At 62.8% G+C, this 12,714-nt stretch carries 10 protein-coding genes; all 10 read right to left on the bottom strand.

Annotated features, from left to right (window positions below; all coding sequences use genetic code 11):
• Positions 1-3 precede the first annotated feature (3 nt).
• Positions 4-528, bottom strand: coding sequence for a type VI secretion system baseplate subunit TssE (tssE, locus tag CBY09_RS10105; protein ID WP_094289078.1), 525 nt, complete (start codon positions 526-528; stop codon positions 4-6).
• 11 nt (positions 529-539) lie between these two features.
• On the bottom strand, positions 540-1,328 hold the full coding sequence (locus CBY09_RS10100) for a type VI secretion system accessory protein TagJ (protein ID WP_240515665.1): 789 nt from the start codon (positions 1,326-1,328) through the stop codon (positions 540-542).
• A 312-nt stretch (positions 1,329-1,640) separates the two neighbouring features.
• The gene (gene tssC, locus CBY09_RS10095; RefSeq protein ID WP_094289074.1) at positions 1,641-3,137 is read right to left on the bottom strand and encodes a type VI secretion system contractile sheath large subunit; all 1,497 of its coding nucleotides are present in this window, start codon (positions 3,135-3,137) and stop codon (positions 1,641-1,643) included.
• Positions 3,138-3,160: 23 nt separating this feature from the next.
• Positions 3,161-3,709: a type VI secretion system contractile sheath small subunit gene (tssB, locus tag CBY09_RS10090; RefSeq protein ID WP_094289072.1), complete on the bottom strand. Its 549-nt coding sequence runs from the start codon at positions 3,707-3,709 to the stop codon at positions 3,161-3,163.
• Positions 3,710-4,016: 307 nt separating this feature from the next.
• Positions 4,017-5,021, bottom strand: coding sequence for a type VI secretion system protein TssA (gene tssA / locus CBY09_RS10085; protein ID WP_094289070.1), 1,005 nt, complete (start codon positions 5,019-5,021; stop codon positions 4,017-4,019).
• Between the two features lie 37 nt (positions 5,022-5,058).
• Positions 5,059-5,796: a type VI secretion system-associated protein TagF gene (gene tagF, locus CBY09_RS10080; RefSeq protein ID WP_094289068.1), complete on the bottom strand. Its 738-nt coding sequence runs from the start codon at positions 5,794-5,796 to the stop codon at positions 5,059-5,061.
• The gene (gene tssM, locus CBY09_RS10075) at positions 5,778-9,419 is read right to left on the bottom strand and encodes a type VI secretion system membrane subunit TssM (protein WP_240515664.1); all 3,642 of its coding nucleotides are present in this window, start codon (positions 9,417-9,419) and stop codon (positions 5,778-5,780) included. The genes tagF and tssM overlap by 19 nt, the downstream gene beginning before the upstream one ends.
• Positions 9,416-10,687 carry a DotU family type VI secretion system protein gene (locus CBY09_RS10070; protein WP_276208281.1) on the bottom strand — a complete coding sequence of 424 codons (1,272 nt, stop codon included), beginning with the start codon at positions 10,685-10,687 and terminating at the stop codon, positions 9,416-9,418. The genes tssM and CBY09_RS10070 overlap by 4 nt, the downstream gene beginning before the upstream one ends.
• Positions 10,688-10,768: 81 nt before the next feature.
• Positions 10,769-12,103, bottom strand: coding sequence for a type VI secretion system baseplate subunit TssK (gene tssK / locus CBY09_RS10065; protein ID WP_094289064.1), 1,335 nt, complete (start codon positions 12,101-12,103; stop codon positions 10,769-10,771).
• A 4-nt stretch (positions 12,104-12,107) separates the two neighbouring features.
• The gene (gene tssJ / locus CBY09_RS10060) at positions 12,108-12,686 is read right to left on the bottom strand and encodes a type VI secretion system lipoprotein TssJ (RefSeq protein WP_240515662.1); all 579 of its coding nucleotides are present in this window, start codon (positions 12,684-12,686) and stop codon (positions 12,108-12,110) included.
• Positions 12,687-12,714: the final 28 nt, after the last annotated feature.

Below are 12,714 nucleotides of genomic sequence, written 5' to 3'. Positions count from 1 at the left end.
CTCTCAGCTTCTGAGGTCGGACACCACCACCTGGCCGGTCTCCAGGTCCAGGCTGGTCTTGAGCAGCAGTTCCAGCGGATAGGGCATGGACCAGAACTGGCATCTGATCTCGAACTGCAAGGTGTTGTGGTGGTTCAGTGAATCGAACGAGGGCAGCAGCGCCACTGTCAGCGACTCCGGTAGCACGCGGGGCTCGAACGCGAGGATCGCCCGGCTCACGTTGGCTTCGACGTCCTTCCAGTCCAGATCGGACAGGAGTTTGCCCGCCAAGGGGGTCATGCCGTAATTGAGTGTGGACCGCTCTGCGTGCGCCAGGCCGTCGAAGTCGATGTGCCCTGACGCATTGCTTGCATTGAGCAGCCAGCCCAGGTCGCGCAGCAGTGCGGCGCGCAGACGCGCCTCGGTGACGTAGACCGCGTCGGCCTGCTCGGTGCGGCGGGTGGGCTCGTGGTCGGTCAGCCGGTCCAGCAAAGCTGGCTGCAGGCGATCTTTCTCCGTGCCGAAACCGCTTTGGCGCCTAGTCAGCATGGCAACCCGCGTCAGGCGTTGAAGGAGATCGTGCGGATGTCGAGCAAGGCGTGGTCGCCTTGGTCGGAAATCAGTACCCGCTGGCCCCGGCCCGCAACATGTTCGCCGCCGAGTTCCGTCCATTCGGTGCGGCGTGCCAGCCGCAGGCTGTCGTCGTCACCCTCTTGCGTTGGATAGCGTGTCGGTATGAGGCCGCGCAGGGTGCTCTCGTTCGCGAGTGCCAGTTCGGCGGGTTGCCACACGAGGTCGCGAAGGTCTGACGGCTTGTCCAGTGTCACGCTGCGCACGGCGGAGAAAGGCACCCAGTAGTAGCAGCCGTTGGTGTAAAGCTCGAAGGCGGGGCCGAGTCGAGAGTCCGAGTCGCAAAGCCATTCGAACGCATCGCCATTGATGGCACCTGCCGAGGCAGGCGCCATGTCCAAGGCCTGCGTGCGCAGTTTCAGCGCAGCGTCGTGCGATCCCTGGGCTTGCGCCTTCAGCGCATCCACCATGTAGCTCAACCAGGCGGGCGGCTCACCGAGGATGTAGGGCGTGCGCTGACCTTCGAATACTTCCTTGCGCAGCAGCTCGCAGCGCAAGGCCTCACGGTAGGCCTGAGCCATGGGTATGGCTTTGGGGTCCAGCTGCGCGCACATCTGCAGCTGCGCCAGTGCCTTGTTCCAGTCTCCGAGCACGGCGAGCAACTGGAAGTAGAACGTGCGCAGCGGTGCTTTTGCAGGTTCCGCCCGGATCGCTTCCTTGACGCGGTTCATCTGAAGGTCCAGCGGGCTTTGGGAATCAAAAAGTACAGCAGAAGTCACGTTGGAAACTCGTTGAGGTGATGGCATGCATGGCACTACTAGGTGCGGACAAGGGGGCTGGAGGGGCCGCAGCCTGGCACGCAGCTGTCCGCTCGACCGTGCTTGGCCCTTTTGAGCAACCGCGTGCCCGCTTTTTTGCTGCGCCTTGGGGCATCCGCTCGTGTTTCTGGCGGATGTGGTCCGCACGGTGGGTTGCTCAAGGTGTGTGTGGTCGAGCGCCGGGGCGCCTGCCACTGTAGATATGGGCATCGCGCTGACCAGTGGCCGACGCGATGCCTCGGAGCCAGAGAACCCCCCCTGAACTGGCCGGGATCAGTTGCTGGCTTCCTTGACGGACGGCAGCTTCGACACCAGCCGCAGCGACACAGTCAGGCCTTCGAGCTGGTAGTGCGGGCGCAGGAAGAACTTGGACGTGTAGTACCCCGGATTGCCCTCCACTTCATTCACTTCGACCTCTGCAGCGGCCAGCGGCTTGCGCGCCTTGGTTTCCTGCGAAGAGTTCGACGGATCGCCATCGACGTAGTTCATGATCCAGTCGTTGAGCCAGCGCTCCATGTCGCTGCGCTCCTTGAACGAACCGATCTTGTCGCGCACGATGCACTTGAGGTAGTGGGCGAAGCGGCAGCACGCGAACATGTAGGGCAGCCGTGCTGAGAGGTTGGCGTTCGCCGTTGCGTCGGCGTCGTAGTACTCTGCGGGCTTGTTGAGCGACTGCGCGCCGATGAAGGCTGCAACGTCCGAGTTCTTCCGGTGGACCAAGGGCATGAAGCCGTTCTTGGCCAACTCGGCCTCGCGGCGGTCGCTGATGGCGATTTCGGTGGGGCATTTCATGTCCACGCCGCCATCGTCCGTCGGGAAGGTGTGCGCGGGCAGGTTCTCCACCGCCCCGCCAGACTCCACACCTCGGATGGACGTACACCAGCCGTAGTACTTGAAGGACCGGTTGATGTTCACCGCCATGGCATAGGCCGAGTTGGCCCAGCAGTACTTGCTGTGGTTGCCGCTCGCGGTTTCTTCTTCGAAGTCGAATTCGTCCACCGGGTTGGTCTTGGCGCCATAGGGAAGGCGCGCCAGGAAACGCGGCATGGCCAAGCCGATGTACTTGGAGTCGTCGGACTCGCGCAGACTGCGCCAGGCTGCGTACTCGGTGTTGGTGAAGATCTTGGTCAGGTCGCGCGGGTTGGCCAACTCCTGCCACGAATCCATCTGCATCAGTGCAGGCGATGCGCCGGAGATGAAGGGGCAGTGGGCAGCCGCAGCCACCTTGGCCATCTCGCCCAGCAGCTCGACGTCCGGCGGGCTGTGGTCGAAGTGGTAGTCACCCACCAGACAGCCGAAGGGCTCGCCACCGAACTGTCCGTATTCTTCTTCGTAGACCTTCTTGAAGATGGGGCTCTGGTCCCAACCGACGCCCTTGTAGCGGCGCATATTGCGGTGCAGCTCTTTCTTCGAGATGTTCATCACGCGGATCTTGAGCATCTCGTCCACCTCGGTGTTGGTCACCAGATGCTGCAGGCCACGCCAGGCTCCCTCGAGCTTCTGGAATTCCGCGTGGTGGATCACCAGGTTGACCTGTTCGGACAGCTTGCGGTCGATCTCCGCGATGATGGCCTGGACGGTCTGGTAGGCGTCATTGGAAATGGTGGCGACAGACGCCAGGGCTTGTTGCGCCAGCGTCTGGACCGCGGCCTCGACGGCGTCGCGTGCCTGGTCGGTCTTGGGCTTGAACTCCTTGTTCAGCAAGGCTGCAAAGTCGTGGCCTTCCAGCGACTGGGCTGTGGATGATTCGTTGATGGCTACTGCGCTCATGGGTAATCTCCGTTCGCGGGGTCTCAGGCGGCGTCGTTCTGGACTGGGCCGTTGGCAGGCTCAGTGGCTGGTTTGGCGCTGGTGGCCAGCGACTTGAGAAGTGCAGGGTTTTGCAGCACCTTGCGGATGAGCTCTTCGGCGCCCTGCTTGCCGTCCATGTAGGAGAGCAGGTTGTGCAGCTGCGTGCGGGCTTCCAGTAGTTCGTTGAGTGGGCCGATGTTGCGTGCGACTGCGGCAGGCGAGAAGTCATCCATGCTTTCGAAGGTAAGGTCCACGCTCAGGTAGCCCTCGCCCGTGAGAGTGTTCGGTACCAGGAACGATGCGCGGGGCTTGATGGACTTCATGCGGGCATCGAAGTTATCGATGTCGATGTCCAGGAACTTGCGGTCAGCGATCTCAGGCAGGTTCTCCAGAGGCTTGCCCGAGAGGTCGGCCATCACCCCCATGACAAAGGGAATGTGCACCTTCTTCTCCGAGCCGTAGATTTCCACGTCGTACTCGATCTGCACACGCGGTGCCCGGTTTCTGGCAATGAACTTCTGTCCGCTTTTTCCCACTTTGGTGATTGACATGGTTTACCTCTCTCAAGTTTTTTGGCCTGCTGACAGACGCCCCGGGGCTCACGCGGGCATCTGGTTCAAATGCTTACAAAGTTGTGTGAATTCGCTACGGTTTGTCGTGACCGAAACGAATCGTTCCTGGGCTGTCCTGCCACGGCGAAATGCCCAGGGCATGAACATTGAGGTGCCTGCTGTGCAGGATCTCCTTCGGGGCACGGCGGGCGCATGATTTCATGCGGCCTGGGTGCGCCGAAGAGTGATGTCGCCTCGGTCTTTCAGTATCCGATCAGCCAGTGAATCGACTGTTACAGTTCGTAGTTCAGGAGGTCTGTTCGGGCTGTACTCCGGTGATCACCTCGATCTGCTGAAGGCTCTGTGGGGCGAGTTCGCGCAGGATGTCGATGAAGCTCATACCCATCAGTTTTGCGGACCGGCGGATGAGGAGCGAGGCGGGGTTTGTGGGCTCGGTGGACTCGAGGAACTCGGCGATCTTGACCAATTGCTTGATCGCGTCTTCCCGGCTCCTAATTTCCAGCCCAGCTACCGGCATGGTGGTGCCGGCAACGGGGCTTTCGGCCGTATCGGCCGGATCGACGGGAACCTCGGCCCCTGGTTTCTCCTTGGGCAGCTGGGCATTGAGCAGCGTTGTCAGGGACTGGATGTTGGCCAGATCTGGCTGCTGGTGGTGGGGCAGCTTTTCGCCGCACAGCCGCACCAGTTTCTCGAGCGCCTCTTTTGCACGCGACACCGCGAGGAGCGGCGGATGCCCTTGTTCCATCGCATGCGCTATGCCCAGGCGCAGTTGGTCCAAGGTCAGCTGAGCATTCGATTCTGCGCGCTGTCCGCGTGCCAGCGCCTCAGCGTCGCGGACGGTGAAGTGGCCAACGTTGGAGGCGAGGAGTTCCGTCTGCCGCAATTCGCGCAGCAGGCCGGTGACGTCGTTGAGCATGGCAACGGCGTTCATCCGCATGAAGTAGTCACCGTCCTCGGGCAAGGGGTGGATGTGATCCCAGTACTTCTCCAGCAACGCGCCCATCAGTTCCAGTCCGCAGGCCAGCCCGACGAACCCTTCGGTGTTCGTCCACGACCTGCACAGCAAGCCGGCGACGCGCATGTCCTTGCTCTGTTTGAGGAGCTGCAAGGCACTGCTTTCGACTGACTGCCAGTCCGGGTCTTCTGCAGGAATGATGGTGTCGCCGTACTGCTGTTCGATCTTCCCGCGAGCCAGTTGCTCCAGCGCCAGAAACTCCGCTGCATAAGTCATTTCCGGACCGCAGGGCTGCGCAGTCGGTGCTTCGTTCAGGAGCTCGTCGATGTCTGTCATGGTGAGGGTTCGGTTGGGCGCGTTGGGGGCTGTTTTGTCAGTGCCTGGAGAACAGCTGCGTGAAGAGCCAGCGGTCGCTTGCGCCCTGGTGCAGTAGTTCTTGGTAGCCAAGGCGAATCGTGGGCGAGACCCACCACAGACTTTGCTCGCGCAGCGGAGCAGTGCGTGCTCTCCAGTCACCTGTGGGCAGCACGATGTTGTCGGCATGGTCGTTCGCCGCAGCCTGGTGGGCGCGCGAGGCCTGATTCAGGTCCGACAGGATGTCGTCGATGAGGGACGGTTCACGCTCGCCGGAGTGTGTGATCTCGAAGGGGCTGGGTAGTTGGCTGATCCTCCAGTCGAGCTCATCGACGGAGAGCGGGCTGCGGCGCGCGTCCACGATGGCCGAACGCGCACCAGCCAGAAAGGCTTTGACCTGCAGGTCGTCCGCAAAGGGGCAGCCCTCGTGCGGTGCCGTGGCCATCACGGTGAGTGGGTAGTAGCGGCCCACGCGGTCCATGCTGGGCGCCAGCGCGCCAATCGCTGGTGAGCCGAGGGCCGCCACAGGAGCAATGAAGAACCACAGCGGAGCGTTCACGAACCTGTCCGGCCAGCCCGTGTCATCTGCCCGGCGCAGCTCTTCCAATCCCTCGCGCAGCCAGGCATCCCACTCTGAAGTGAGTGCATGCGGCATGCGTCGGCCCGCAAAATCACCCAGACTCGGCAGTTTGCCGTACCAGGCGACGGACGGCGCCAGCATGCTGCGGTGGTCAGCGCTTAGAGGTTGCTCGGGCATTCGAACTCCTCCATCGACTTGAGTCGGAACGGGTTGAAGACGCTGCTGGTGGTGACTTCAAACCGCACCCTGCGTCCGTCCACGTTGAAGACAGCGGCAAATTTCTCCGGCGCGTTGCCCGGAAGAATCTGCGCGCGGTCGAACAGCCGGTGCAGCGCCCATGGCCCTTCGGTGACCAGTCCAGAGTTTTCGCCGTTGGCACTCGTGATCTGCAGCCTGACCTGGCCCGTGCCGCGTGTGCCCGGCCAGTTCATGGACTTCGGAATCTGCGGCCCGTGCTGGTACCGAAGCACGTCGCCGTCCACGTCCAGCACCATCTGGGAGATAGTCGCGTCCATCTCGATGGGCTTGATGTCCAGGCGGATTCCGGGCGCCTTGCCCCCTGCGCGGAAGTAGACATCGCGGATCGTGGCCGCCTTCTGGAAGGACGCGAGCGACGCTGACCCACCGACAGGGGTGCCGTCCACGCCTTGTTTGAAAGTCCAGGTGGAGGCCGAGATGTCGACCATGGGTTGCAGGGTGCTGCGGAAGAAATCGTCCATGACACCGCCCACGGCGAACAGCTTGGCGAAATCATCGGCAGTGACGTCTCGGCCGGCGCTGCGCGTGAAGGGGTACCTGCCGAGCACAGCACGGCGGCAAAAGTCTCCGATGGTCGCATTCAGGTTGCCGCCGATGGTGCTGCGCACGTCCCGTCCGACCATGGTGGACGTCGCTTCAGCCAGGTCGGTGTACATGAGATTGAGTGGAGGGGGCAGGCGCTTGGCCTCGGCACGCACTCTTTCCAGGGTCGAGGACAATGTCGGCGGGATGGTGCCGCCCGATTTCACCTGCTGCCGTGCCGACGCGATAACTGCGGATGCCTCGTTGAGTACCTGTAGGCTTTGCGTCAATGGTGACGGACCCGAGCCATTGCTCGTGGCCAGGCGTCGGTACTCGCGGAATCGAAAATCCACGATGTCCGCTTCGAGCGTTCCGCTGGGCGTGAGGCCGCCCACGTTGACTTGCTTGCCAGTCAGCCTGCTGAGCTGCCGCTGCTCTTCACGGATGCGGTTGAGCTTTTCTCCCAGCCAACTGCTGGTGCTGGCGCCACTGCTGTCCGCGTCCGCGTCAGGCCGCCGCGCGAGCGTTGTTTCCTTGGAGACGGCGCGGATGAACTGTTCCAGGCTTGAATTGGCGGAGGAGTACAGGCGCGCTTGCTCCCCCGCCTGGTCCAGCGAGCCTATGCGGGTGGGCCGCACGTCGGCCAGGTAGTCTTCCCAGAGCTTGGCGTATTCCATCAGGTACAGGCGTTTCACTTCGTTGGCCACCTGACCGGTCAGCACTTCCTGCGTGGTACTGCGTTTGCCGTCGGCCTGCCCCAGTACCCAGCCCTCCTCCTTGGACAGCAATGTGGTGATCTTGGGCAGCTCGTGCAGGAACACGCCGTGGTATCCGTCGTAAGTGAACAGGCCGGAGATCCCCTGCGTGAGTGGTCTGCCGCTGCGGCGACTGAACACCTGCGGCGCCTCGGGGCCGCTGGCGCGCACCACGCTGAAATCCGCCGGCAGATTGTTGCCCGTAATCAGCAGTTGCTTCAAACGGCTGTATGCGCGCTGGGCGGGAGACATCTGAGCCAAGCGCTGGCGCACATCGGCCACGAGCGCGGTGTCGATCGGGGTCGGCGAGAGTGCCACACGATCATCCATGAGCCGGTCCAGGTGGTGCGAAAGGCGGTCGCCCACGCCGGCCTGGAGTAACTGTGGCGTAAGGCTTGCGTCCCACTCGTGACGGATCCACGCCTTCACTGTCCGTGCGTCGAAGCGGTCAGCGTCATGGACCATGAGATAGGCCTTCAACGCTTCGTAGCTGGCTTCGGGGTTGCTGGTCGAGGTTTGCTGCAGGGAGCGGCGCAGCTGCCGCACGATGCCAGGCAGCCACGCGTCTTCCAGCAGGCGCAGGTAGGTAGTGTCGGCGGCTGTTTCCACCTTCGGCACCTGCAGCAGGCCCCAACGCCAGCTCAGCGGTGGAGAGCCTGTATAGCGCTCGCTCACTGCCAGGGATTCGGCATGGTCCAGCAGGGGCAGCAGCGCCACCAGATTTTCCGGGTCGCTGGTCTTGGCGTCTTCGACGGCCTGGCGCAAGGTGCTTGCACTCGCCTTGACCTCCTCCAGATAAGCCAGGTTGTTCTGGTGGCTGATGCTCCAGGCCAGCGCTGCGCCGCTCAGTGCCAGGGCAAGGCCGATGAGGCCCCCGGCCTGCAACAGCCTGAGCTGGCGCTCCTTCTTGGCGTTGCGGCCAGTCAACCCCGCTTCGTTGAACATCACCCCCTTGAAAAGGGTCTCGATGAAGAAGCTCTTGCCTTGTTGTCCAGCGCCAGGCCTCATGGGGTTGGCGATGGCAAAGCGTCGCTTGAGTGCCGACAGCACCCGGTCGAAAGGCATGCCCTCCTGCGTTCCGCTGGTGAAATACACGCCGCGGAACAGCGGCTTTTCCTTGAAGCGGGACGACGAGAATGCCTCCTGCAATGTCTGGTGCACAAGCTCGCGCAGACCCACGAACTGCTGGGGCAGCCCATAGATCAGCCCGCGCCGTGAAAGATCGGGTTCCGCCAGCAGGCGTTGCGGTAGAAGGCGGTTGATCTGCGCGACCAGTGCATCGAACTCGGCGGTGAATTGCGCGGTGGGGTCGCTTGCGGGCGCATTCTCCTTGTACTGCTGGGTAAAGCCCCACACCTGCGAGCGCTCGTCGCGCGTCATCTGGCCAAAGAACTCATTGAAGCCTGCCAGCAGGTCGGCCTTGGTGATCAGGACGTACACCGGGAACTTGATCGCCAGTTCGTCGCACAGCTCACCGAGCCGGGTGCCGATGGTTTTGGCTAAGCGTGCGCGTTCCCCTTCGGTGCTGCTCAGCAGCTCCTGCACGCTGAGCGTGACGATAACACCGTTGATGGGCTGTCGGCCGCGAAAGCGCTTGAGCAGCTGCAGGAAACCCGACCAGGCGGCCTTGTCCTGCACAGCGTCGCTTTCCTGTGTCGTGTACCGGCCGGCGGTATCGAGCAGCACCGCCTGGTCGGTGAACCACCAGTCACAGTTGCGCGTGCCGCCCACGCCCCGGATGGAGCCCTTGCCGAACTGCTCAGCCAACGGGAAGTCGAGCCCGGAGTTGACCAGTGCGGTGGTCTTGCCCGAGCCGGGTGAGCCGATGATCAGGTACCAGGGCAGCTGATACACATAGCGCTTGGTGAAACGGCCGAAGAGGCCGCTTTCGGTGGCGCCAAAGCGTGTCTTGGACAGGACTTCGACGGCCTCCTTGAAGCGCCCTTCCAGTTCTGCCACCTCCTCCTGTCCGGGCATCTGCTCCTGGGGCGTATCGCGGCCGGCTGTGAGTCGTGCGATCTGCCCCATCAGCTTGTCGTTCATGCGCTTGGCGCGCCACCAGTGGAAGAAGAGCTTGATCACCCAGATCACAAACACCGTGGCGATCAGTGCCCAGCGCACACTCTCGCTCTCCAGGGGCTGATAAGGCTTGATGTAGACCAGGGGGCCGATGAACCAGATCACCAGGCTCAGCAGGACCAACCCGATGAAGGCGAGGGTAAAGCGATTGAACAGCAGCGCTGCCATGTTTCTCAGCATGCTCATTTCTTGATGCCTTCAGTCTGCGGGGCATTGCCGCTGAGCTGCAATTCGCTGTCGCGCACCTGGGGTGCTACCAGCAGGACGATCTCCACGCGCCGGTTCCTTGCCTTGCCTTCGCTCGTGGTGTTGGGGGCCACGGGGTCGGCCTCTCCACGGCCTTCCGCGTGGACGCGCTGTCCATCTCGCACGGTGCGCAACAGCATGTCGGAGACCGACCGGGCCCGGTCTTGCGACAGGTGCCAGTTGGACGGGTACCTGGCAGTGCGGATAGGGGAGTTGTCGGTGTAACCGTTCACGACCACCTTTCCGGGCACCTCATTCAGCGCGGCTGCAATACGTTCGATCACCTGCACGTAGCGGGGCTTGACCACGTTGGAGCCCAGGTCGAACAGGCCGTCACCGCGCAGGATGATGGTGCTTCGGTCTGCCTGGTCGATGACCTCGACCAGGCCTTCTCGTATTTCGGGTTCAAGGAACTGGCGCAGTCTCGGCTTGTCCACGCTCGCGACGGCAGCGATGGCTTTGGGGAACCGGATGGCGTTGATGGAGGCGAAGAGCGCGTCGGACTGCGCCGCAAGCCGGTAATTGAACCAAAGGAACAGAGCAAAGGCGAGCAGCAGTGTGAGTGCTGTGGCCACCCACAGGGGCACCATCGTCCAGGGGGGCGCAGCCTTGCGCTCTTCGCCCTTCCAGCGGATCGACAGCGCGCCGCTGCGGTTGCCACGGGTGCTTTCTATCAGAGCCAGCAGACGGGCCTTGAGCGTTTCCAACTGGCTGCGGCCGTTCTCGATCACACGGTAGCGGCCTTCGAAGCCGAGCATCAGGCAAAAGTACATCAGCTCGATCAGGTCGATGTGCTGGTGGGGTGTCTGCACCAGCTTGGCGAGCAGCTGGAAGAACTTCTCTCCGCCCCAGGTCTCGTTGTGCAGAGCCACCAGCAGGCTGAACTTGGGCCAGACGCCGGAGCCGCCCCACGGTGTCTGTGCGGCAGCCTCATCCACCACGGTACACAGGCAATACCGGGCGCCGATTACGGTCTCGATAGGTACGCTTGCCACACCGGCGCTGCGCTCGAAGTCGCGGATGTTGGCGAGCAGCAGGCGCTGAAAGCCTTCAGGGTCTGCATTCGACGCCATCGCTCGGATCTGCGGAATGAGGTTGAGTAGCACATTGGCAGATGCGACCAGTGGATTGCCACCGCTGACCACATCGGGCAGATTGGTTCTCGGCACGGCATCGGCTGTGGGCGTGGGCATAGATGTGTCCGGCATGCTGTGTGCGTCATGCTCGGTATGGTCACTGGCGCTGAAAGCGAAGACGTTGTCCGTCATTGGGATCGACATGGATTTTTCTTATCTGCGGATCGCCCAGAATTCCAGCTGCAGTTCGGGGAACTCGCCGGAGACATGCATGGCCAGGCCGCCCGAGCTGTTGAGCTGGCGCCACAGGTCGTGTGTGGTGTCCACCTCGAAGTAGGAGTACCCGGCGTGGTAGGGAATCTCTCGCGGCGCCACGGACAGCGACCGCAGGGTGACACCCGGCAAATGAAGGTTGACGAGATCCCGGATCTTCTCGACAGGCCCCAGCTTCGTCTGCGTCGGAAAGTGGGTGCGCAGAAACTCCACCGTGGTTTGCGCATGCACCGCGAGCACGAAATCACAGGTGGTCAGCAGCTCCGTGGATGGGATGATCGCCACGCGTACGCCGTACTGCCGCTCCTGCAACTCGATCTGGATCGCATTCTGCTCAAGCACCGACGACAGGCCACGGCGAAGTTCCAGCATCAGTGGCGGGAAGCAACTGCGCAGATCATCGTGGTCGTAGGCGGGCAGCGGTGCGGGGCGCCGCTGTTCGCGGGTGAAGGTGGCCAACTCGCCTGCCATTTTCAGGAGGTCGTCGAAAAGGCGCTCGGGGTGGATGGTGCGAACCCTGACCCAGTGCTCCACGGCGGGCTCCCAGCGGTTGATGAACTGCAGCATCAGAAAGTCGCCTACCTCGCCGACGCCGCCTCGCCCGGGCTGGATCAGCCGATCTTCCAGTGCGGCGCCCCGCTGGCGCAGCAGCCCGTGAAGCTCGCGGCAAAACGCGAACAGCGCGGACACCTCGGAGTTGTTGACCACCGTCGGGATAAAGCTCTTGTCCAACAGCGCTGCGCCGTCGGCTTTGCGTTCCACCACGTGGGCAACGGGCAAGGAGACCCAGCCCTCGGACAGATCCTGCGACGCGCGCAGGCTGAAGCGTGCGATACCCAATTGCACTTCGGCTGGTTGTGCTCCCACATCGTTGGTATCTGCCACTTCCAGCACCTGCGCCTGGTAACGCGTCATGCCTGTATCACTGTCGGAGAGGGTCACTTCAGCGCCACTGCGCCGCCGTAGGGGGAGCGACAGGTGGATCAGCGCGTCCTTGATGTCCTTGCCCAGATCGAGCGGCGATGGGGCTTCGTCCACTTGCGGTATCTGGAATGGTGTCCCGTCGGGCAGCACGCCCTTTGCCGAGACCAGCGCAATCTTGCCCAGTGCCAACATCTGGGTGTCGAGGGTCAGTTCCGAAAACCCCCAGTAGAACGGTTGGGCGGGAAGGGTGCGCCCCTGGACCAGGAAGTCCACATACCGCTCTTGCTGTTGAAAGTGCTGCGGGCGCAGGAACATGCCCTCGGCCCACACCACCTTGCGTTGCCAAACCATGGTTCTACCTCGAAGTGATTTGATGCTGCACCCGGACGGCATCGCGCGAGACCGTGACCAGGTAATGAACGGGCTTGAGCCGCTGCGTCTCGCCGAGCCCCCACCAGCGCCGGCGCATTTCCACCGAATTCGGGGCATCAATATGCGTGCGCCAGGTACTGCGCTCGAGGTCGCGATAGCTTGCGAAAAAGCCAAAGGCGCGCACGTCGGGGTTGCCCTTGCGTTCGATGACGCGACGCTCTCCAGGCGCAATCAGTACTTCTTCGCGCCGCACGAAGTCCCCGCCGAGCTGGCTCTCGTCTTTGTCCAGCAAGTCGAAGAAGCTGGAGCGTTCAAAGGTGGCGGGGGTGCGCAGTTCGTAGATGCGCAACAGCACCGGCTTGGGTATCCCGTCCACGTCGGGGTTCAGGCTGCGTTCGGCCATGATCTCGATGGTGGCCGGCGGCACCCCGGTGGGCGCCTCGCTCGGGCGGTTGAGCGTGTTCACCACGCCACACCCGGACAGCGGAAGCGCAGCCATCGGCAGCCAGGGGGCGGCTCTCAGGATCGTGCGCCTTGATACGGCGTTGTTGGTCATCTGCATGGCGGCATCCTCCCGTTGATTGGGCAGT

It is taken from the genome of Acidovorax kalamii (assembly GCF_002245625.1).
Taxonomy (GTDB): Bacteria; Pseudomonadota; Gammaproteobacteria; order Burkholderiales; family Burkholderiaceae_C; genus Acidovorax; species Acidovorax kalamii.
The sequence above is the reverse complement of the archived record's forward strand: the minus strand, read 5'-3'. Positions and strand labels throughout refer to the sequence as shown.

Bases quoted from the DNA above. Each gene is read 5' to 3' on its own strand.
- tagF (WP_094289068.1), bottom strand. From the start codon at position 5,796: ATGCCCGAGCAACCTCTAAGCGCTGACCACCGCAGCATGCTGGCGCCG.
- tssA (WP_094289070.1), bottom strand. From the start codon at position 5,021: ATGACAGACATCGACGAGCTCCTGAACGAAGCACCGACTGCGCAGCCC.
- tssM (WP_240515664.1), bottom strand. From the start codon at position 9,419: ATGAGCATGCTGAGAAACATGGCAGCGCTGCTGTTCAATCGCTTTACC.
- tssC (WP_094289074.1), bottom strand. From the start codon at position 3,137: ATGAGCGCAGTAGCCATCAACGAATCATCCACAGCCCAGTCGCTGGAA.
- tssB (WP_094289072.1), bottom strand. From the start codon at position 3,709: ATGTCAATCACCAAAGTGGGAAAAAGCGGACAGAAGTTCATTGCCAGA.
- tssK (WP_094289064.1), bottom strand. From the start codon at position 12,103: ATGGTTTGGCAACGCAAGGTGGTGTGGGCCGAGGGCATGTTCCTGCGC.
- tssJ (WP_240515662.1), bottom strand. From the start codon at position 12,686: ATGCAGATGACCAACAACGCCGTATCAAGGCGCACGATCCTGAGAGCC.
- tssE (WP_094289078.1), bottom strand. From the start codon at position 528: ATGCTGACTAGGCGCCAAAGCGGTTTCGGCACGGAGAAAGATCGCCTG.
- CBY09_RS10070 (WP_276208281.1), bottom strand. From the start codon at position 10,687: ATGCCGGACACATCTATGCCCACGCCCACAGCCGATGCCGTGCCGAGA.